The following is a 19,898-nucleotide window of genomic DNA, read 5'->3' as shown; positions in this document are numbered from 1 at the left end:
ATGGCAGACGCTTTGGAATTGCAGGCCCGTTCGCTGCTTAGCGCAGCAGCGGTTCGCGCGCGTGCCGGCGAGATGTTTGGGATCGGTCTGAACGGCGGGCTGACGCATTTCACCATCGATCTCGATCGCATGGATGGCGTTGCCGACGCCGTTCTCGCCGTGACGCGCGAGGCCTATCCGACGCTGGAGATTCCGTTCCATGCGCGCTGGCGGCATTTCGTGCTTGATGGCGTCGACCGTTGGGCGCGGCTCGCGGACGCGACGTCATGGCCCGACCGCGCGGCACGGGCGCGCGCGGAGTTCGACCTTGCCATCGTCAGCGTGCTGCTCGACGCCGGCGCGGGTGCCGCGTGGCGATACCGCGACGCGGTGACGGGACAGAGCGTCGGCCGATCCGAGGGACTCGCGATTGCGAGCCTCGACATGTTCGCAAGCGGCCTTTTTTCCCACGATCCCCGCGCGCCCTTCAGGACCGATGCCGACGTGCTCGCGCGACTGCCACTCGCCGCGCTCACTTCGGCCTTTCAGGTGAGCGATGCCAATCCGCTGCTCGGGGTCGAGGGGCGGACCGATCTGCTGCGCCGCTTGGGCAAGCTGGTGGCGGAGCGGGCGGACGTGTTCGGCGCGCACGACACCCCGCGGCCGGGCGGGCTGTTCGATCACATCGCGGCGCAGGCGAAGGGCGGCGCGGTTCCCGCGCCCGCGATTCTCTCGGCGGTGCTGAATCAGCTCGGACCGATCTGGCCGTCGCGGCTGGAGCTTGCCGGGATTCCGCTCGGCGATTGCTGGCGCCACCCGGCGATCAAGGCCGATGACGCTACCGCGGGCCTTGTGCCCCTGCACAAGCTGTCGCAATGGCTGAGCTATTCGTTGATCGAGCCGCTGCAGCGCGCCGGATTCGACGTCACCGACATCGACGGCCTGACCGGGCTTGCCGAATATCGCAATGGCGGGCTGTTCGTCGATCACGAGGTGCTGCGCCTGCGCGACGCCGCCGATGCCGAGCGCGCGCATGCGGTGGATTCCCTGCTCGTCGTCGAGTGGCGCGCGCTGACCGTGGCGCTGCTGGACCGGCTCGCCGAACTGGTCCGCGCCAAACTCGGGCGCACTCCTGAGACATTGCCGCTCGCCAGCATTCTCGAAGGCGGCACCTGGGCCGCGGGCCGCGCCATCGCCTTCGCGCGCCGGCCCGATGGTTCGCCGCCGCTCAAGGTGATCAGCGACGGTACGGTGTTCTAGTCTCTCGTTCGAGTTCGCGGAAACAGATCCTTCATCCGGCGCTTCGCGCCACCTTCTCCCACAAGGGGAGAAGGAAGAAAGGCATCCGATCATGCAAGGCGTCACGATCGTCGATCATCCGTTGGTGCAGCACAAGCTGACCCTGGTGCGGGACAAATCGATCTCGACCAAATCGTTTCGGGAGCTGATCAAGGAGATCGGCATGCTGCTGTGCTACGAGGTGACGCGCGACCTGCCGCTCGCCGATACCGTTATCGAAACGCCGCTGGCGACGATGCATTCGGCCAAGATCGCGGGCAAGAAGCTGGTGTTCGTGCCGATGCTGCGCGCCGGCACCACTTTCGTCGACGGCATGATGGATTTGGTGCCGACCGCGCGCGTCGCCCATATTGGCCTCTACCGCGAGCCGCACAGCTTTGCCGCGGTCGAGTACTTCTTCAAATCGCCGTCCGATCTCAGCGAGCGCCTGGCGATCGTGGTGACGCCCGTGGTTGCGACCGCCAACACGGCTGTGGCCGCAATCGACCGGCTGAAGGAGCGCGGCGCCAAGGATATTCGCCTCGCCTGCCTGATCGCCGCCCCCGAAGGGCTCGAACGGCTGCGCGGACTGCATCCTGACGTGCCGATCTGGACGGCCGCAGTCGATGAAGGTCTCGACGAGAACGGCTTTATCCTGCCGGGCCTCGGCGACGCCGGCGACCGCGCCTACGGGACGAGATAGGCGCCGGCTTGCAAACCGCGTCACGTTAGGAACAGGTTCGCTCGCGCAAGGTTTTCCTGCTCTACGATGGAGAGCACGATGACCTATCAGGATGACCGCAGGGCAGACAGAGCACGCCGCAACAGCCCGGTGGGCTGGGCGATCGGCGCGATCTTCGTGATCGCCGTGGTCGCTGCCGTCTTCTTCTACAATGGACGCGACGTCGGCCCGCAGACCACGACCTCCAATCCGAACAACGCGCCGAGCGTCACCACCGGATCGAATCCACCTGCTGCGCCCGCGAAGTGATGCGCTGAGGGCGGGCCGTCACACCTTGCCGCTGCCGCAGATCCCCTTCAGCGCCTGCCACTCCGCATCCGTGAGCAGCGGCGGGCCGCTGGCGGGGCGGTCTTCTTTCGTCATGCGCGCGAGGCGGTCCTCGGTCAGCGGATGGCTCGCCAGGATCGACGTGAGGCCGCCGCCTTCCTTGCCGGTGATGCGGAACATCAATTCGGCTGCAGGCTTAGGCGAACGGCCGAGCTTGTGCATGATCTCGATGGCAAACGTATCCGCAGCGGTCTCGGCCTCGCGCGAATAGGAAGCCTCAACCACGCTGCGCGAGGCGAAGATCACGGCGCTCGAGCCAGTGACGTCGCCGAACAACAGGCCGATCAGGAACGAGGTGCCGCCGTTGTAGATCAGGCCGCGCATGTTGTCGTAATGCTTGAGATGACCGAGCTCGTGGGCGAGGATGCCGGCGATCTCGTCGGCATTTTCGGCCTTGTCGAGCAGGCCCTTCAGCACGAACACCTTGCCGCCCGGCAGCGCGAACGCGTTCGGCACCGGGGTCGGCAGCACGCCCGCGGTCATGGAATCGTCGTCGAGGCCGGCGGCATCGCGCAGCCGATTGACGAGCTTGACGAAGGCGGCTTTCCCCGCCCCATCCTGGCACTCGCTGCGCCCGAAGATCGTCTTCACCTGAACCTCCGCCGCATCTCCAATGCGCCGCTCGATCGGTTTCGGCACCAGCGGCGCGAGGCGGTCGGCAGCGAGCGGCACGCCGAACAGCACGACGCAGACAATGGAGACGGCGGCAGCCATCGACCAGCCGACGATTTTTGCGACCCCGCGGCGCGAGGTCTGGTGCTCGTCGAGCCGCATGCAGCGCGCGGTCACGTCTGACGCGAGCAGAGCGTCGCGGATTTCCAGCCGGGCCAGCGGCGGAGCGGAAGCGCAGGCGAGCCGCAAGATGCCGGGCGGGCTATCGGCGCGGCGGATGTCGGCATAGGCCCAGCGAACGGGCGTCGCACCCTCTTCGAGGATCTCGAGCGCGTCACCGAGCGTCAGCGCCACCTGCCGCCTGCGGCTCGACACGCCGTCGAAGAAGATCGTCGGCTTTGCGGATTGCGCCGGGACCTCTGTGGACAACTCACTCACAGCTCAGAATCCCGCGACATCGAGTCCATCGGCAAAGCCTTCGCCGAGCGCGCTGGCGAGCTCGGCGCTGCCGCGCACATCCGCCGCGGCTCCGATGTTGTGCACCTCGACAGTTTCCAGCACCTTGGCCCAGAGATCGCGCTGGAGATAGACCCGCATGACGATGTTGAGGGCGAGAGCGAGTGCGAAGTAGCCGATCACCATCATCACCAGCGTCGGGATGCTCTTGGCGGCATTGCCCGGCACCAACGCCTGCTCGACCGAAAGACCGCTCAGCTTGACGACGAGCATGGTCGCTCCGCCGATATAGGCGGCGAAGATGGCCGAGAGCAGCATCCACCAGCCGATCACTTTCCAGTACAACGCGTAGAATGCGTTGTGCGGCAATTGCGAGGACACGCTGACGTCGCCGATGCGGATACCGTCGAGCCACCAGCGCCACTCGCGCGCCTTGAACTCGGCATAGAAGAACGGCGCGAGCGGGAAGATCACCATCGCGATCGGGCTCAGCAGCCACAGCCACCAGCCGCGCTTGAAGAATGTCCAGCCGTCGCCTTCGAAATCGCCGCGTAAATCGCCGTAATGGGTGTGCCGCATCTTGTAGCGTTCGAGCGAGGCCTCGCGCCACGGCAATGCGAGCCCGAGCGTCAGGAACACGAGCAAGCCCCACAGCATGGCGCGGAACGAATAGGCCCAGCCCGATCCGTCCATCCAGAACCGCACGCCGCGCCAGACCGTGCGCGTCAGGCGATAGCGCCGCGCGCGAAAGATCGCAAACTGACCAAAGGCGTAGAAGCTGATGAACAGCGGCGTCGAGGCAAAGCCCTGCCAGCGTTCGAACTCGATACCGACAAGGAAGTAAGCGAGGTAGATCGGCACCAGGATCGCGAGCGCGAACAGGAAGCCGACCAGCAGCTCCTTGGCCCGCCCGGTATATTCGGCGGCGTCGCCATCAACCGCGGTGTTCGCCCACAGATGACGGCGGATGTCGGTGACGAGCCAGAACCGGTAGAAGCCGAAGGTGACGAGCTCGAGCAGGGCACCCTTGGTGACCAATTTGCGAAACTCGGTACGGTTGCCGGTGAAATCGACCCGCGTGGGCGGCAGCGGCGGGGGTAAGGGTTCGGAGCCGATGGGGGCCCATTGCATGTCGTTCACGGCGGCAACCTCGGGGTGCGGACCTGGTTCGATCAAACTTATAGATCAGAGATTAGTCGATCCCCAAGATGGGCGGGTTCGATTTAGCTCGATTCCGGTCGATTTCTGGCACGATTCCACGGCCGAGGGCGTGCGCGAGATCACGTTGTTGGATCAATGGCCTCGTAGTCCGGATGGAGCGCAGTGCAATCCGGGACAGCGGCAGTGGCGGACCGAATCCCGGATTTCGCTCCGCTCCATCCGGGCTACATCACACCCATGTGGCAAAACTCGCCCTTGCTCCGGCGCAGACAACCGGCTGTAATTGCAAATCAAATACCGCAGCGCAGAATTCAACGAGAACGCGCGGTTGATGTCAGGGAGAGCGGTCATGCATGGGACCATCGAAAACGCGGCGAAGCTCGACGCGTTACGCGCACGCGCTACGTCACTGCCGCTGGAGCAGTTCGATCCGGGCGACCCAGAGCTGTTCAGGACCGATACGTTCTGGCCCTATTTCGATCGCCTGCGCCGCGAAGATCCCGTGCACTATTGCAAGGACTCGATGTTCGGGCCGTATTGGTCGGTGACGCGCTACAACGACATCATGGAGATCGAGACCAATCATTCGGTATTCTCCTCGGCCTCCTCGCTCGGCGGCATCACCATCCGCGACATCGATCCGGAACTGCGCCGCGAGAGCTTCATCTCGATGGACCCGCCGCGCCATGCGGCGCAGCGCAAGACCGTGGCGCCGATGTTCACGCCGACGCATCTGGACAATCTCGCGCTCAGCATCCGCCAGCGCTCGGCCGAGTGCCTGGACAATCTGCCCCGCGGCGAGGTGTTCGACTGGGTCGACCATGTCTCGATCGAGCTCACCACGCAGATGCTCGCGGTGCTGTTCGACTTTCCCTGGGAGGATCGCCGCAAGCTGACGCGCTGGTCGGACATCGCGACCACCATTCCCGGCCCCGACGGCCTCGTCGCCACCGAAGACGAGCGTCAGGCCGAGCTGACGGAATGCGCGGGCTATTTCACGCGACTGTGGAAGGAACGCATCGAACAGCCGCCGAAGAGCGACCTGTTGTCGATGATGGCGCATGGCGCCGCGACGCGCGACATGGACGCGAAGAACTTCCTCGGCAATCTCATCCTTCTGATCGTCGGCGGCAACGACACCACCCGCAACACCATGTCGGGCTCGCTCCACGCGCTGAGCCAGCACCCGGAGCAATATCGCAAGCTGCGCGAAAACCCAGCGCTTCTCGACAGCTTCGTGCCGGAAGTGATCCGCTGGCAGACGCCGCTGGCCCATATGCGGCGCACAGCGCTTGCGGACTTCGAGTTCCGCGGCAAGCAGATCAAGAAAGGTGACAAGGTCGTGATGTGGTACGTCTCGGGCAACCGCGACGCCGATGCGATCGAAAAGCCTTACGAATTCATCATTGACCGCGCGCGGCCGCGCACGCATCTCTCGTTCGGCTTCGGCATCCACCGCTGCGTCGGCTTGCGGCTTGCCGAACTCCAGCTCAAGATTATCTGGGAAGAGATCCTCAAGCGATTCGACCATATCGAGGTGGTCGGCGAACCCAAGCGGGTCTATTCGAGTTTCGTGAAGGGTCTTGAAACCTTGCCGGTGAAGATCGCGGCTTAGATTCGCAAAGATGAGTTCGACACGTCCACAAGGAAGCTGTGCCCCCTCTCCCGCACGCGGGAGAGGTCAAGCAAGCAACTGGAGCAAACCACCATGAACATCCAAGCGCCGGTTCAAGTGGACAAGGCCGAACGCATGCGCAGGGCGCGCGAGGAGGCCTATGCGACGCCGCTGGCGCAATTCCACCCGGGCGCGCCCAGGCTGTTCCAGGACGACACCCTGTGGCCGTGGTTCGAGCGGCTGCGCAAGGAAGAGCCGGTGCATTACTGCACCAATGCGCCGATCGAGCCGTATTGGTCGGTGGTGAAGTACAACGACATCATGCATGTCGACACCAATCACGGCCTGTTCTCCTCGGATTCAACGCTCGGCGGCATCGGGATCCGCGACGTGCCGGAAGGCTATGACTGGCCGAGCTTCATCGCCATGGACCAGCCGCGTCATTCGTCGCAGCGCAAGACGGTGTCGCCGATGTTCACGCCGACGCATCTGGACGAACTGGCAAAACTGATCCGCCAGCGCTCGCAGACCGTGCTCGACAATCTGCCGCGCAACGAGACCTTCAATTTCGTCGAGCGCGTCTCGATCGAGCTGACGACGCAGATGCTAGCCACCCTGTTCGACTTCCCCTGGGAAGAACGGCGCAAGCTGACGCGCTGGTCCGATGTCGCGACCGCGCTGCCCAAGAGCGGCATCGTGGCCTCGGCCGAAGAGCGCCGCCGCGAGATGGACGAATGCTACGCCTACATGTCCAAGCTCTGGAACGAGCGCGTCAACTCCGCGCCGCGCAACGACCTGCTGTCGCTGATGGCGCACAACGACGCCACGCGCTTCATGGACCCCGATAATCTCATGGGCAACATCATCCTGCTCATCGTCGGCGGCAACGACACCACGCGCAACACCATGACCGGCTCGGTGCTGGCATTGAACGAGAATCCGGAGCAGTACGACAGGCTGCGCGCCAACCCGGAACTGATCGATTCCATGGTGCCCGAAGTGATCCGCTGGCAGACCCCGCTCGCGCACATGCGGCGCACCGCGCTGCAGGACACTGAAGTTGGCGGCAAGCACATCAAGAAGGGCGACCGTGTCGTGATGTGGTACGTCTCCGGCAATCGCGACGAGGAGATGTTCGAAAAGCCGAACGAGTTCATCATCGACCGCCCGCGGCCGCGGACCCATCTCTCCTTCGGCTTCGGCATCCACCGCTGCGTCGGCATGCGCCTCGCCGAACTCCAGCTCAAGATCGTCTGGGAAGAGATGCTGAAGCGCTTCGACCGCATCGAGGTGGTCGGCGAGCCCAAGCGGATCTATTCGAGCTTCATCAAGGGGTACGAGTCGCTGCCGGTGAGGATACCGGGGTAGGCCCCACTGTCATGCCCCGCGACCCGGCTACGCCAAGGCTTCGCCGGGCTGAGGTCCAGGGGCGCCGAAGCTTTAGCGTAGGCGGCAAGCGGGGCGTCCAGTATGCCGCGGCTTCTCGGCTCAAGCACTGCGGGCTCTGGAATACTGGATTTGCCCGCCTTCGCGGCAATGACACCGAGGGTGGATTGAGAGCGGGCGACTCCACCCCAGCTATAAAATTCCGGCATGACAGCTCGCGCAACATGCGATGGGTCGCATACGGCCTTCTGTCCTAAACCGCACCGCCACATCTAACTCAACTTGATGTCCCACACGCCGTCCTTGCGGCAGGCGGCGACTTCCTCGCGCAGGAGGGCGGTGACGGCAAGCGAGGCCGTCGAGACCGGACGGTCGATCGGAGAGGCGAATATGAGTTCGCGCGTCATCGGCTTCGAGACGACAGCCGTTTCCAGCCGCCCGTCCGCGACCTCGCCGTGGACCGACGAGGGCGGCAGCAGCGCGAAGCCGAGGCCTTCCTCGACGAGGCTCGTGAGCACGCGGAACGAATCCGCTTCGAGCTGGACGTTGAGCTTGATCTTGCGCTGGGCCGCCGCATGCTCGATCAGCGCACGGAGACCGTGGGAATGACTGGGCAGCACCAGCCGTTGCCGCAGCAGCCAGCCGACATCGACGCTCTTCTTGCGCGCGAGGCCACAACCGCGCGGACCAACCGCGACGATGTTGTCGCGCCCCAAGCTCTCCACGTTGAGATGCAGATCGGCGGAGCGGCCGTAGAGGATGGCGAGATCCATCTCGCCGCGATGCAGCCATTCGACGAGATGGCCGCTGTAGCTCTCGACGATGCGCAGCGAAATGCCGGGAAATTTTTCGACGCAGCGCCGCGCGAAGCGCGCCGACAGCACGCAGCTCACGGTCGGGACCAGGCCGAGCACGACCTGGCCCGATGGCGGCCCCTTGGACGACTGGATGTCGTCGCGGATCTGGTCGATCTGCCGCACGATGCCGGAGGTGCGCGCCAGCAAGAGGCGGCCGGCATCCGTGAGCACCATGCCGCGGCCGTTGCGGGTGAACAATTCCGTGCGCAGCTCGTGTTCCAGGAGCTTGATCTGCCTGGAGAGCGCCGGCTGCGCCACGCGCAACGTATCGGACGCCTTGGAGAGGCTGCCGAGCTCCGCCACGCAACTGAAGGTCCTGAGCTGACGGAAATCCATGCTTGCCAATCCTGGAAGGCTACTCCATACGCTATAGCAAATGAGCATAGGGGGCTGGCAGTGTTTTCACAACGCCAGAGGATCGGCCGGCATTATCTTAACTGCCGCACATACGGGAAACCCCATGAGTGAAGAACACCACACCGAAGATCACGCCGACATCCGCGAAGCCGTCGCAAAGCTCTGCGCGCAGTTTCCCGGCGAATACTGGCGCAAGCTCGACCGTGAGATGGCCTACCCCAAGGCCTTCGTCGACGCGCTGACCGAGGCCGGCTATCTCTCGGTGCTGATCCCCGAGGAATATGGCGGCGCGGGCTTGAAGCTTTCAGCGGCCGCGGCGATCCTCGAAGAGATCCAGCGCGCGGGCTGCAACGGCGGCGGCTGCCACGCCCAGATGTACACGATGGGCACCGTGCTGCGGCACGGCAATGACGAGCAGAAGGCAAAATATCTGCCGAAGGTCGCGAGCGGCGAATTACGGCTGCAGGCCTTCGGCGTCACCGAGCCGACCAGCGGCACCGACACCACGTCACTGAAGACCTTCGCGCGCAAGGACGGCAATGCCGGCTACGTCGTCAACGGCCAGAAGATCTGGACCAGCCGCGCCGAACATTCCGACCTGATGCTCCTGCTGGCGCGCACCACGCCGAAGGACCAGGTCAAGAAGCGCACGGATGGACTTTCGGTGTTCATCGTCGACATGCGCGAGGCCAAGAACAAGGGCCTTGAGATCCGCCCGATCCGCACCATGATGAACCACGCCACCACCGAAGTGTTCTTCACCGACATGAAGGTGCCGGCAGAGAATTTGATCGGCGAGGAAGGCAAGGGCTTTCGCTACATCCTCTCCGGCATGAATGCCGAGCGCATTTTGATTGCTGCCGAATGCGTCGGCGACGCCAAATGGTTCATCGCCAAGGCCACCAGCTACGCCAAGGAGCGCAGCGTTTTCGGCCGGCCGATCGGCCAGAACCAAGGCATCCAGTTCCCGATCGCCAAGGCCTACGCCGCGATGCGCGCGGCCGAACTGATGGTGAAGGAAGCGACGCGCAAATACGAGGCCGGGCTCGACTGCGGCGCGGAGGCCAACATGGCCAAGATGCTCGCGGCCGATGCGTCCTGGGAAGCGGCGAATGCCTGCGTCCAGACCCATGGCGGCTTCGGCTTCGCCGAGGAGTACGACGTCGAGCGCAAATTCCGTGAGACGCGGCTCTATCAGGTCGCGCCGATCTCGACCAATCTCGTGCTGTCCTTCATCGCCGAGCACGTCCTCGGCATGCCCCGCTCGTACTGAGGCAGCCATCATGGGAGCACTTGACGGGATCAGGGTGATTGCGGTCGAGCAGGCGGTGGCGGCACCGTTCTGCTCGTCGCGGCTGGCGGATGCCGGCGCGGAAGTCATCAAGATCGAGCGGCCTGAAGGCGATTTCGCGCGTGGCTATGACGCGGCGGCCAAGGGCCAGAGCAGCTACTTCGTGTGGCTCAACCGCGGCAAGCAATCCGCGGTGGTCGATCTCGCCACCAGGGAAGGTTGCGCCGAACTGGAGCGACTGATCGCGAGCGCCGACGTGCTGATCCAGAACCTCAAGCCGGGCTCGATGGACAAGCTCGGCTTTTCGCGGGAGCGGCTCTTGAAGGATTATCCCAGGCTGATTTCATGCACGATCACCGGCTATGGCGACGACGGCCCCTATGCGCACCGCAAGGCCTATGATCTCCTGATCCAGGCCGAGAGCGGCCTTGCCTCGATCACCGGCAATCCCGACGGCGCCTCGCGCGTCGGCATGTCCATCGTCGACGTCGCGACCGGCGCCACCGCGCATGCGGCGATCCTGGAGGCGCTGATCGGGCGCGGACGCACCGGCAAGGGCGCCGACATCCGCATCTCCATGTTCGACGTGATGGCGGACTGGTGCACCGTGCCGCTGCTCAATTCCGAAGCCGGTAATCCGCCCAAGCGCATGGGGCTGCGCCATCCCTCGATCGCACCCTATGGCGTGTTCACGTCCAGCGACGGCAAGGACATCCTGATCTCGATCCAGAGCGAGCGCGAATGGAAGACGCTTTGCGCAAAAGTGCTGGACCAGCCGGATCTGCCCGCCGATCCGCGCGTGGCCAACATGGTCGAGCGCGTGCGCAACCGCGACTTCACCGACAAGACGGTCGCGGATGCCTTCGGCAAGATGACGCGCGATGAGCTATTGAAGCGGCTGTCCGAGGCCGACATCGCCTTTGCCGAGGTCAACACCATGGCGGACCTCACCAAGCATCCGCATCTGCGCCGCATCGAGGTGGACACGCCGCAGGGACGCGTCAGCTATCCCGCGCCGGCGCCGATCATTGTCGGCGAGACGCGCAGCTATGGTGCTGTACCGGCGATCGGCGAAAATCCCCAATCCAAGAAATAACAAGAGCGAGGCGTCATGACCGAGAAGCTCGACATCGATCATCTCAGGCAATGGATCGGCCGCAGCGAAGAGGCCACCGACACCGTCACCGCGCAGCTCGTGAAGGGCCTGCGTGCGACGCTGTTCCAGGAGGTCGGCGCGCCCAAGCCGGGCGACGCGGCGCCGTTCACGGTGCATTGGTGCCTGGCGCAGCCGGTGTTTCCGATGTCGATGCTCGGCCCCGACGGCCACCCCACCCGCGGCGGCTTCCTGCCGCCGGTGCCGCTGCCGCGCCGGATGTGGGCCGGCGGCGAGATCGAGTTCCTGCAGCCGCTGCGCGTCGGAGACGAATCGACGCGGAGCTCGCGCATCGCCGACGTGCAGGTGAAGACCGGCTCGACCGGCACGCTGTGCTTCGTCTCGGTCGAGCACAGCATCTCCTCGCCGCGCGGCATCGCCATCCGCGAGCGGCAGGACATCGTCTATCGCGAGATGACGACGACGTCCGCGCCGGCAAAGGCGCCGCCTCCGCCGCCGAAGGCGCAGCATCGCCAGACGCATGTCTCCGATCCCGTGCTGCTGTTTCGTTATTCCGCGCTGACCTTCAACGGCCACCGCATCCATTACGACCGCGACTACGTCACCAAGGTCGAGGGCTATCCGGGCCTGATCTTCCACGGGCCGCTGCAGGCAACGTTCATCATCGAGATGGCGGCGAAGCTGCACGGCGGCAAGCCGCCGAAGAGGTTTACTTATCGCGGGGTGCAACCGCTGTTCGAGGGCAGCGAGTTTTCCATCAACGCCAACGAGACCGAGGCGGGCATGGAGCTGTGGACCGCGAACGCGGAGGGGCAGCCGACGATGAAGGGGACGGCGGTGTGGTGATACACTGCTGCTAGACCCTCACCCTGAGGAGCGCGCCCTTTGCGCGCGTCTCGAAGGGCGAGGCCACCAGCCGGGCCTTCATCCTTCGAGACGCGCGAAGAGGCGCTCCTCAGGATGAGGAATTAGAGGAACGGAAACCATGGCGAAGAACGGCAAGACCGGCAGCAAATCCGTCACCGTCAAGCAGGCGACGCTCGACCTGCTGCGCTCCTTCGGCATCAAGAAGGTATTCGGCAATCCCGGCTCGACCGAGCTGCCGTTCCTGAGCGACTGGCCCGACGACATCGACTACGTGCTCGCGCTTCAGGAAGCCTCCGCCGTCGGCATGGCCGACGGCTATGCGCGGGCGACGCGCAATGCCGGCTTCGTCAATCTGCATTCGGCCGCCGGCGTCGGCAACGCGCTCGGCAACATCTATACCGCGCATCGCAACCAGACGCCGCTGGTGATCACCGCGGGCCAGCAGGCACGCTCGATCCTCCCCTTGCAGGCGTTCCTGTATGCGGAGCGTGCGTCCGAATTCCCACGGCCTTATGTGAAGTTCAGCGTCGAGCCGGCGCGGCCCGAGGACGTTCCGGCCGCCATCGCGCGCGCCTATTACACCGCGATGCAGCCGCCATGCGGGCCGACCTTCGTCTCGATCCCGGTCGACGACTGGGCGCATGCGGCCGCTCCCATCGAAGCACGCAAGGTCAGCCGCGAGATCGGGCCCGAAGCTGACGCGATGAAGGCGCTGGTCACCGCATTCAGTTCAGCCAAGCACCCTGCCCTCGTCGTCGGCCCCGGCGTCGATCGCGCCGGCGCTGTCGACCTGATGGTGCGCGTGGCCGAGAAGGCCAGGGCCAGCGTCTGGGTCAGCCCGTTTTCGGCGCGCTGCTCGTTCCCGGAACGTCATCCCCAATTCGTGGGCTTCCTGCATGCCTCGCCGGCGCAATTGTCGGACGCGCTGCGCGAGCACGACCTCGTCGTCGTGATCGGCGCGCCCGTATTCACCTTCCACGTCGAAGGCCACGCCGCGATCTTCGATGGCGGCGCGACGATCTTCCAGATCACCGATGACCCGGATGCCGCGGCGGTGACGCCGGTCGGCACCAGCATCATCGCGACGATGAAGCCGGCGCTCGCAATGCTGCTCGACCTCTTGCCGGAGAGCAAGCGCGCGGCACCGAAGGGGCGAACGCTGCCGCCGGCGCCGCAAGCCGCCGATCCGTTGCCGGTCGAATTCCTGCTGCATTCGCTGTCGCAGGCGATGCCGGACGGCGCGTCGCTGGTCGAGGAAATCCCCTCGCACCGGCCGGCCATGCAAAAGTTCATGCCGATGCGCGGCCAGGACAGTTTTTACACCATGGCGAGCGGCGGCCTCGGCTACTCGCTGCCGGCCGCGGTCGGCATGGCGCTCGGCAAGCCGACGAGCCGCACGGTGTGCCTGATCGGTGACGGCTCGGCGATGTATTCGATCCAGGCGCTGTGGACCGCCGCGCAGCGCAAGCTGCCGCTCACGATCATCGTCATCAACAATTCCGGCTACGGCGCGATGCGCTCGTTCAGCCAGGTGATGCAGGTGAGGAACGTGCCGGGACTCGAGTTGCCGGGGATCGATTTCGTGCGGCTGGCCGAGGGCATGGGCTGCCATGCGGTGCGGGTGAGCAAGGCGGCCGAACTGGGCGAGGCGCTCAAGCGCGGGATGGCATTCGAAGGGACGAGCCTGGTGGAGGTGGTCGTGGATTCGGCGGTGCCGGTGCTGTACGGGCAGAAGCATTGAGGGCCGACCGTCGTCCTGGCGAAAGCCAGGACGACACCGGAGGTCGTGGCAGGCCCCTTCCTACGTCCCGAAATCTTCCCGCATCTTAGCCTGGATCTTGGCCATGCCGCCGATCCAACGGTCGTAATTCTCGGTCTTCTTGCGCATGTAGCCGAGCACCTGCGGGTGCGGCAGGATCAGGAACGTCTCCTGATCGAGACCGGCGAGCACGTCCTTGGCGACCTGCTCGGGCGAGAGGTCGCCGTCGCCGGATTGCGGGCCTTTGGGGATCGAACGCAGCATGTTGGTGTCCACGCCCTGCGGGCAGAGGATCGAGACACGGATGTTGTGCGCCTTGTGCGAGATCGCGAGATTTTCGGCAAAGCCGACCGCGGCATGCTTGGTGGTGGAGTAAGCCGGGCTGCCGACCTGCGACAGCAGGCCGGCGGCCGAGATCGTGTTAAGGAAATAGCCGCCGCCGCGCGCCTTCATGCGCGGGATCAGATGCCGCGCCGCATAGACATGCGCCATGACGTGGATCGCCCAGCTGCGCTGCCAGGGCTCATCCGAGGCGCCGCCGGCATTGACCGACATCGGGTCGAAGCCGCCGCCGATGCCGGCATTGGAGCAGAACAATTCGATCGGGCCGAACTGACGCTCGGTCTCCTCGATGACGTGGGAAATATCCTTTTCCTGCGCGACATCGCATTTGAAGGCCGCGCCATCCACCGTGGCCGCGACCGCCCGCGCGTTGTCCGCGTCCATGTCGGCGACGACGACCTTGGCCGCACCCGCCTTGTGAAAGGCTTCGCACAGCGCCTTGCCGATGCCGTTGGCGCCGCCCGTGACGACCACGACCTTGCCGGTCACCTGCATGCGACGTCTCCTCTTGTCTTGTACCGTTTTGGCTTATTGCGCTTCGCGGAGCTTGCTCAGCTCAACACGAGGTCGAGCACCGCGGTATAATGGCACGCCGCGCCGGCCAAGACAAAGCCGTGCCAGATCGCATTCTGGAAGCGCAGCCGCCGCCAGGCATGAAAGATCACGCCGAAGCTGTAGAGCAGTCCACCCGCAAGGACGAAGCCCAGCACCAGCGCAGGCAGCGCCTTGACCACGGAATCGTAGAGCATGATGCCGCTCCAGCCCATCGCTAGGTAGATCCCGACCGCAACGCGGTCGAACCGGCCGGGGTAGAGAAGTTTCAGCACGATGCCGAGGAGCGCCACGCACCAGACGCCGGCGAGCAGCACCAGCGCGAACCCACTGTCCTTCACCTCCAGGATGAACGGCGTGTAGGTCGCCGCGATCAGGAGATAGATCGCCGAATGGTCGAAGCGCCGCAGCAGCCATTTGGCCGGCGAGACTGGCCACAGATTATAGGTCGCCGACAACACCAGCATCGAAAGCAGGCCGGCGACGTAGATCGAGACGCCGACGATGTCGGTCGCGTCGGCAAAGAGCACCGTCAGCACCACCAGCACGGTCGCGGCAATGATGCCGCAGAGCACGCCGATCGCGTGGATCACGCCGTCGGCGATCAACTCGGCGCGGTCGTAATGCCAGCCGACCGCGTCGGCGGCTGCGTGGACGGAGGAGGATGCGAGCTGTTTCAATTGGAAGACGGTCATGGCAATCCGCAAGGTGAGTTAATACCCTCTTGTATGGGTGTTTCGGGATCGGCGCGTCGTTCAAACGGCTGATTTGCCGACAAAGACGGTGGAAGTATGAAGCTTGATTTTCCTCAGGCAGTTGCCACTTTTGTGATTAGTCCTTTTTGCCTATCCGCCCTCGCCCGGGATTCCCAACGTTCATATGGCATTTAGTTTCCAGGATATGATCGAGGAGGCGCGCCTGTCGGCTCGGGCGCTGATCGACTACGGCGAGCATTTCTTCAATCCGACGGTACGATTGGGGGTTACCGGCCTGTCCCGGGCCGGCAAGACGGTGTTCATTACCGCGCTGATCCACGGCCTCACCCGTGGCGGCCGGTTTCCGGTGTTCGAGGCCTATTCATCCGGGCGGATCGCGCGGGCGCATCTGGCGCCGCAGCCGGACGACGCGGTGCCGCGCTTTGCCTATGAGAGCCATCTGCGCGCGCTGATCGAGGAGCGGCGCTGGCCGAACTCGACTGTCGACATCAGCGAGCTCAGGCTCGTCATCGACTACCAGCGCCAGAACGGCGCCGACCGCACGCTGACGCTCGACATCGTCGACTATCCCGGCGAGTGGCTGCTCGACCTGCCGCTGCTTCAGAAGAGTTTTGAGCAATGGTCGGCCGAAAGTCTCGCCTTGTCACGCGAGGCGCCGCGCGTCCATCTTGCCGCGGATTGGCACGCGCATCTCGCAACGCTCAAGCCCGAGGCGCGCGAGGACGAGCAGGCGACGCTGACGGCCGCAAAGCTCTTCAGGGGCTATTTGCAAGGCTGCCGCGACGAGCGGTTTGCGATGAGCCTGCTGCCGCCCGGCCGCTTCCTGATGCCGGGCAATCTCGCCGACACACCGGCGCTGACCTTTGCGCCGCTCGACGTACCCGCGGGTGGCCAGGCGCCGGAGGGATCGCTGTGGGCGATGATGGTGCGCCGCTATGAGGCCTACAAGGACGTCGTGGTGCGGCCGTTCTTCCGCGATCATTTTGCTCGGCTCGATCGCCAGATCGTACTGGCCGACGCGCTCGCCGCGTTCAACGCCGGCCCCGAAGCGCTGCACGATCTCGAAGCCGCACTCGCGGGCATTCTCGACTGCTTCAACATCGGCCGCAGCACATTCCTCTCCGGCCTGTTCCGGCCGCGGATCGACCGCGTGCTGTTCGCGGCGACCAAGGCGGATCATCTGCATCATTCCAGCCATGACCGGCTCGAGGCCGTGCTGCGCCGCGCGGTCACCCGCGCCGTTGCGCGCGCGGAAAATACCGGTGCGGCGATCGACGTCGTCGCGCTCGCCGCCGTCCGCGCCACGCGCGAGGCGCAGGTCGCGCATGGCCGTGACAAATTGCCGTCGATCTTGGGAACGCCCGCCGCGGGAGAAAGCGCCGGCGGCGAATTCTTCGACGGCAGCACCGAGGTGGCAACCTTTCCGGGCGACCTGCCCTTGGATCCCGAGCCGTTGTTCAACGGCACCGACGCATTCCGCGGCCTCTCGACCGAGGCCGCCGGGAAGAGCGATTTTCGCTTCCTGCGCTTCCGTCCGCCGAAGCTCGAACGTGAGGGGGCCGACCACCCGGCGCTGCCTCACATCCGCCTCGACCGTGCCTTGCAGTTCCTGATCGGAGACAAATTGTCATGAACGACCGATCGAAGCCACGGCGACCGGCGACGTTCCGGCTCGACGACCCCGGCGTCGTCGTCACCGAGGCCGACGAGACGACCCGGCTCGGCCGTACCACCATCCAGATCACGCCGGAGCCCGATCCGGCGAATTTGCCGGTGCCAATCGCAGCGACGCTTCCGGCGCGGCGCGGCTTTCCCTGGGGCCCAATGTTCTGGTCCGGCGTTGCCGGGCTGACGCTGCTCGGGGTCGGACTCGGCGTCGTCCGTCTGATCGAGGATCTGTTTGCGCGCAGCGACAGCCTCGGCTTCGTCGGAGTGGCCCTTGCCTTCATCACCGCGCTTGCGCTCGCGGTGGTGACCGGACGCGAGGCTTTCGGGCTGGCGCGGCTAGCAACCATCGAAAAGCTGCATCAGCGCGCAGCCGCTGTTCTTGCCAGCGACGATCGCAAGGAGAGCCGCATCATCGTGCAGGATCTGCTCAAGATAGCGCATCAGAACCCGCAGCTCGCGCGCGCCCGTGCCGCCCTGGAGAGCCACGCCGGCGAGATCATCGACGGCGCCGACATGATCCGGCTCGCCGAGCGCGAATTGATGTCGCCGCTGGACATCGAGGCGCGGCGGCTGGTGTCGTCAGCCGCGCAAAAAGTCTCAATCGTCACGGCGGTGAGCCCGCGAGCGGCGATCGACGTGATGTTTGTGTTCATCGTGTCGCTGCGCCTGATCCGCCAGCTCGCTTTCCTCTATGGCGGCCGGCCTGGCGCGCTGGGCATGATCCGCCTGCTCCGCCATGTCATCGCCCATCTCGCCATCACCGGCGGCATGGCGGCGAGCGACAGCCTGGTGCAGCAGATGCTCGGCCACGGCATTGCGGCGAAGCTGTCGCAGCGGCTGGGCGAAGGCATGCTGAATGGATTACTGACGGCGCGGCTCGGCCTCGCCGCAATCGACGTCACACGGCCGTTGCCGTTCGCCGCACTGCCGCCGCCGAAGCTGTCGGACCTCGCGACGGATCTGCTGCGGAAGAAGGACGAGGAAGAGTAGAACGCCATCTTGCGCGGCGGACTCGTTTTCCCCTCTCCCCTTGCGGGAGAGGGTGGCTCGCCGCAGAGCGGCGAGACGGGTGAGGGGTTCTCTCCGCGCGCGCCTCTCGCAGTCGTCTTAGCGGATAGAGACCCCTCATCCGGCGCTTCGCGCCACCTTCTCCCGCAAGGGGAGAAGGAAGAAGGCCGCCTTGCTAGGCGAGCGTACGCCGCTCAAACTCGCCCGCCAGCACGCGCCACCGGAACAGCGGCGAGTCTTTCGGCGGCGACAGCTCTGGGGTCCAGCCGGTGAGCTTTTCCAGCGTGTACGTGTCCATCACGAGACCGCGCCAGCGGCGCTCGACCTGACCGAGCGGCTCGCGCTTGGCGGGGATGTTCTCCCACAGTGATGAGCGATTGTCCGGCTCGCGCCCGACATAGATGCCGACGTGGCCCTTGATCCGGTCCATGCCCGGATCGCGAAAGTCCTGGAAGCGGCCGCGCTCGTTGATCTCGATCACCGGCACCCGGCCCCTGAACAGCCAGCGCATCATGGCATAGGTGCGGTAGTCCGTGGTGGCGATCCAGGTCGCGCCAGTCTCGTCCAATGCGGCCTGTGCGCGCGCGGCGACCTGCTCGTAACCGGACTCGGCACCGATCGGATCGATCTTGCCAAGTAAATTCCAGGGCGCGGCGACGTAGTAGAGGAACACGATGACGACAAAGGCGGTGCCGGAGACCACCGCCGTGTTGACCCAGAACAGCGACGATCTGATCATCCGCGCCGACCATTTTTCACGCGACAGCATGGTGAGGTTGACAGCGGCGGCGGCGAAACCGACCGGCCACATGAACATCGGCCAGGTGTCGCCGACGCGGAGGGTCAGCGATTTCGCCAGGAAATAGAGAAACGGCACCAGGACCGCGGTCGACAGCAAAATCGCGACCGGCTCGCGCGTGCTATAGCCGCGCCACGCCGTCAGCACCACCCCCGTCAGTACCACCGGCAGCATGACGAAGCCGACCAGTCCGAATTGCAGGCCGATGTAGTCGCCGAATGTGCGGAGCGAGATGCCGTAGCTGGTGGTGGCGCGCACACCCTGGAAGCGAATCGCGGCCCAGTCGTGCTGCACGTTCCAGATCAGGACCGGCGAGAACACGGCGATTGCGATCAGGACCGCGAGATAAGGATAGGGGCTGCGCAACCAGCGCCAGCGCCAATCCGGCACCAGCAGAAAGGCGGCAACCGCCGGTGCGAACATGATCACGGTAAATTTCGACAGCATCGCGAGCCCGGCGAACAGGCCGGCCGCGAGCCACCAGCGGCCGTCGCCGCCCTGCGCGAGCCGCACCAGGCACCACATCATTGCCACCGCAAACGGGATCATGGCGACATCGGGCGCGACCTTGGCCATCAGCAGTCCGTAATAGAGCGCGGCCTCCGGCATCAGCACCGCGAGCACGACGGCGCGCACATCATGAGTGAGGCGGCGGACGATGTCCGCGAGCAGGAGCTGCGTCACCAGCATCGCGACGATGCCGCCGAAGCGCACACCGAGTGTGGTGTCGCCGAAGATCGCAGTACCGAACCGGATCAGCCAGGCGATGCCGGGGGGATGATCCAGGAAGCTGAGCGCCGTCTCCTGCGACCAGGTCCAGTAATAGGCCTCGTCCGTGCGCAGCTCGATGACCGAGGCGTAGACGATGCGCAGCAGCGTCATCGCGGCGATGATCGCCGCGGCCATGACGAGCGGCCGGCGCGCCGCGCCGGCGGGGAGCATCGTGATGTCGGGAGCTGTCCTCACGGCGGCGCTTTTCGCCAACCTGGGAGGGGGAGTCAATGTTGGGTAC

Annotated in this window: 17 protein-coding genes; 11 read left to right on the top strand and 6 right to left on the bottom strand. The window is 65.2% G+C overall.

The genetic code is table 11. The annotated features are described in order from the left end of the window. From ACIPUD_RS27860 to ACIPUD_RS27850, 3 genes are all read left to right on the top strand, one after another. The gene (locus ACIPUD_RS27860) at nt 1–1,239 is read left to right on the top strand and encodes a URC4/urg3 family protein (RefSeq protein ID WP_446481902.1); all 1,239 of its coding nucleotides are present in this window, start codon (nt 1–3) and stop codon (nt 1,237–1,239) included. Nucleotides 1,240–1,330: 91 nt separating this feature from the next. Then, nucleotides 1,331–1,960: a uracil phosphoribosyltransferase gene (gene upp / locus ACIPUD_RS27855; protein WP_007614501.1), complete on the top strand. Its 630-nt coding sequence runs from the start codon at nt 1,331–1,333 to the stop codon at nt 1,958–1,960. Between the two features lie 78 nt (nt 1,961–2,038). Continuing rightward, on the top strand, nt 2,039–2,248 hold the full coding sequence (locus tag ACIPUD_RS27850) for a hypothetical protein (RefSeq protein WP_026232575.1): 210 nt from the start codon (nt 2,039–2,041) through the stop codon (nt 2,246–2,248). An 18-nt stretch (nt 2,249–2,266) separates the two neighbouring features. On the opposite strand, the gene ACIPUD_RS27845 is transcribed toward ACIPUD_RS27850, so the two are convergent. After that, the gene (locus ACIPUD_RS27845; protein ID WP_026232574.1) at nt 2,267–3,376 is read right to left on the bottom strand and encodes a M48 family metallopeptidase; all 1,110 of its coding nucleotides are present in this window, start codon (nt 3,374–3,376) and stop codon (nt 2,267–2,269) included. 3 nt (nt 3,377–3,379) lie between these two features. Further along, the gene (locus ACIPUD_RS27840) at nt 3,380–4,525 is read right to left on the bottom strand and encodes a YjgN family protein (RefSeq protein WP_446481927.1); all 1,146 of its coding nucleotides are present in this window, start codon (nt 4,523–4,525) and stop codon (nt 3,380–3,382) included. Between the two features lie 379 nt (nt 4,526–4,904). Here ACIPUD_RS27840 and ACIPUD_RS27835 point away from each other — a divergent pair, with 379 nt between their 5' ends. Both ACIPUD_RS27835 and ACIPUD_RS27830 read left to right on the top strand, forming a co-directional pair. Then, a complete protein-coding gene (locus ACIPUD_RS27835; protein WP_018453688.1) occupies nt 4,905–6,170 on the top strand; it encodes a cytochrome P450 in 1,266 nt (421 codons plus the stop codon). 93 nt (nt 6,171–6,263) lie between these two features. Continuing rightward, nucleotides 6,264–7,538, top strand: coding sequence for a cytochrome P450 (locus tag ACIPUD_RS27830; protein WP_018453687.1), 1,275 nt, complete (start codon nt 6,264–6,266; stop codon nt 7,536–7,538). A gap of 290 nt (nt 7,539–7,828) precedes the next feature. Here the strand turns inward: ACIPUD_RS27830 and ACIPUD_RS27825 are convergent, their stop codons facing one another. Then, on the bottom strand, nt 7,829–8,749 hold the full coding sequence (locus ACIPUD_RS27825; RefSeq protein ID WP_085349559.1) for a LysR substrate-binding domain-containing protein: 921 nt from the start codon (nt 8,747–8,749) through the stop codon (nt 7,829–7,831). A gap of 124 nt (nt 8,750–8,873) precedes the next feature. On the opposite strand from ACIPUD_RS27825, the gene ACIPUD_RS27820 reads away from it, so the two are divergent. The 4 genes from ACIPUD_RS27820 to mdlC all read left to right on the top strand — a co-directional run bounded on the left by ACIPUD_RS27820 (nt 8,874) and on the right by mdlC (nt 13,783). Continuing rightward, nucleotides 8,874–10,043, top strand: coding sequence for an acyl-CoA dehydrogenase family protein (locus ACIPUD_RS27820; protein WP_018453685.1), 1,170 nt, complete (start codon nt 8,874–8,876; stop codon nt 10,041–10,043). A gap of 10 nt (nt 10,044–10,053) precedes the next feature. Next, the gene (locus tag ACIPUD_RS27815; RefSeq protein WP_026232572.1) at nt 10,054–11,157 is read left to right on the top strand and encodes a CaiB/BaiF CoA transferase family protein; all 1,104 of its coding nucleotides are present in this window, start codon (nt 10,054–10,056) and stop codon (nt 11,155–11,157) included. 15 nt (nt 11,158–11,172) lie between these two features. Continuing rightward, nucleotides 11,173–12,021, top strand: coding sequence for an FAS1-like dehydratase domain-containing protein (locus ACIPUD_RS27810; RefSeq protein ID WP_247489384.1), 849 nt, complete (start codon nt 11,173–11,175; stop codon nt 12,019–12,021). Nucleotides 12,022–12,160: 139 nt separating this feature from the next. Beyond that, a complete protein-coding gene (gene mdlC / locus ACIPUD_RS27805; protein ID WP_446481901.1) occupies nt 12,161–13,783 on the top strand; it encodes a benzoylformate decarboxylase in 1,623 nt (540 codons plus the stop codon). 60 nt (nt 13,784–13,843) lie between these two features. Here mdlC and ACIPUD_RS27800 read toward each other — a convergent pair whose 3' ends face one another. Beyond that, a complete protein-coding gene (locus tag ACIPUD_RS27800; protein ID WP_018453681.1) occupies nt 13,844–14,638 on the bottom strand; it encodes an SDR family oxidoreductase in 795 nt (264 codons plus the stop codon). Between the two features lie 56 nt (nt 14,639–14,694). Then, a complete protein-coding gene (gene trhA, locus ACIPUD_RS27795; RefSeq protein ID WP_018453680.1) occupies nt 14,695–15,390 on the bottom strand; it encodes a PAQR family membrane homeostasis protein TrhA in 696 nt (231 codons plus the stop codon). Between the two features lie 184 nt (nt 15,391–15,574). On the opposite strand from trhA, the gene ACIPUD_RS27790 reads away from it, so the two are divergent. Further along, nucleotides 15,575–17,044: a YcjX family protein gene (locus ACIPUD_RS27790; protein WP_026232571.1), complete on the top strand. Its 1,470-nt coding sequence runs from the start codon at nt 15,575–15,577 to the stop codon at nt 17,042–17,044. After that, entirely contained in the window at nt 17,041–18,069 is a 1,029-nt protein-coding gene (locus ACIPUD_RS27785) for a YcjF family protein (RefSeq protein WP_018453678.1), read from the top strand. The genes ACIPUD_RS27790 and ACIPUD_RS27785 overlap by 4 nt, the downstream gene beginning before the upstream one ends. Before the next feature lie 193 nt (nt 18,070–18,262). Here ACIPUD_RS27785 and ACIPUD_RS27780 read toward each other — a convergent pair whose 3' ends face one another. Further along, nucleotides 18,263–19,828, bottom strand: a complete 1,566-nt coding sequence (locus ACIPUD_RS27780; protein ID WP_018453677.1) for a glycosyltransferase family 39 protein — start codon at nt 19,826–19,828, stop codon at nt 18,263–18,265. Between the last annotated feature and the right edge of the window lie 70 nt (nt 19,829–19,898).

Source organism: Bradyrhizobium sp. CAR08, from assembly GCF_052871955.1.
The sequence above is the reverse complement of the archived record's forward strand: the minus strand, read 5'-3'. Positions and strand labels throughout refer to the sequence as shown.

Coding starts and splice junctions, on each gene's coding strand:
- ACIPUD_RS27860 (WP_446481902.1), top strand. CDS start 1: ATGGCAGACGCTTTGGAATTGCAGGCCCGTTCGCTGCTTAGCGCAGCA.
- upp (WP_007614501.1), top strand. CDS start 1,331: ATGCAAGGCGTCACGATCGTCGATCATCCGTTGGTGCAGCACAAGCTG.
- ACIPUD_RS27850 (WP_026232575.1), top strand. CDS start 2,039: ATGACCTATCAGGATGACCGCAGGGCAGACAGAGCACGCCGCAACAGC.
- ACIPUD_RS27840 (WP_446481927.1), bottom strand. CDS start 4,525: ATGCAATGGGCCCCCATCGGCTCCGAACCCTTACCCCCGCCGCTGCCG.
- ACIPUD_RS27835 (WP_018453688.1), top strand. CDS start 4,905: ATGCATGGGACCATCGAAAACGCGGCGAAGCTCGACGCGTTACGCGCA.
- ACIPUD_RS27830 (WP_018453687.1), top strand. CDS start 6,264: ATGAACATCCAAGCGCCGGTTCAAGTGGACAAGGCCGAACGCATGCGC.
- ACIPUD_RS27825 (WP_085349559.1), bottom strand. CDS start 8,749: ATGGATTTCCGTCAGCTCAGGACCTTCAGTTGCGTGGCGGAGCTCGGC.
- ACIPUD_RS27820 (WP_018453685.1), top strand. CDS start 8,874: ATGAGTGAAGAACACCACACCGAAGATCACGCCGACATCCGCGAAGCC.
- ACIPUD_RS27815 (WP_026232572.1), top strand. CDS start 10,054: ATGGGAGCACTTGACGGGATCAGGGTGATTGCGGTCGAGCAGGCGGTG.
- ACIPUD_RS27810 (WP_247489384.1), top strand. CDS start 11,173: ATGACCGAGAAGCTCGACATCGATCATCTCAGGCAATGGATCGGCCGC.
- mdlC (WP_446481901.1), top strand. CDS start 12,161: ATGGCGAAGAACGGCAAGACCGGCAGCAAATCCGTCACCGTCAAGCAG.
- ACIPUD_RS27800 (WP_018453681.1), bottom strand. CDS start 14,638: ATGCAGGTGACCGGCAAGGTCGTGGTCGTCACGGGCGGCGCCAACGGC.
- trhA (WP_018453680.1), bottom strand. CDS start 15,390: ATGACCGTCTTCCAATTGAAACAGCTCGCATCCTCCTCCGTCCACGCA.
- ACIPUD_RS27790 (WP_026232571.1), top strand. CDS start 15,575: ATGGCATTTAGTTTCCAGGATATGATCGAGGAGGCGCGCCTGTCGGCT.
- ACIPUD_RS27785 (WP_018453678.1), top strand. CDS start 17,041: ATGAACGACCGATCGAAGCCACGGCGACCGGCGACGTTCCGGCTCGAC.
- ACIPUD_RS27780 (WP_018453677.1), bottom strand. CDS start 19,828: ATGCTCCCCGCCGGCGCGGCGCGCCGGCCGCTCGTCATGGCCGCGGCG.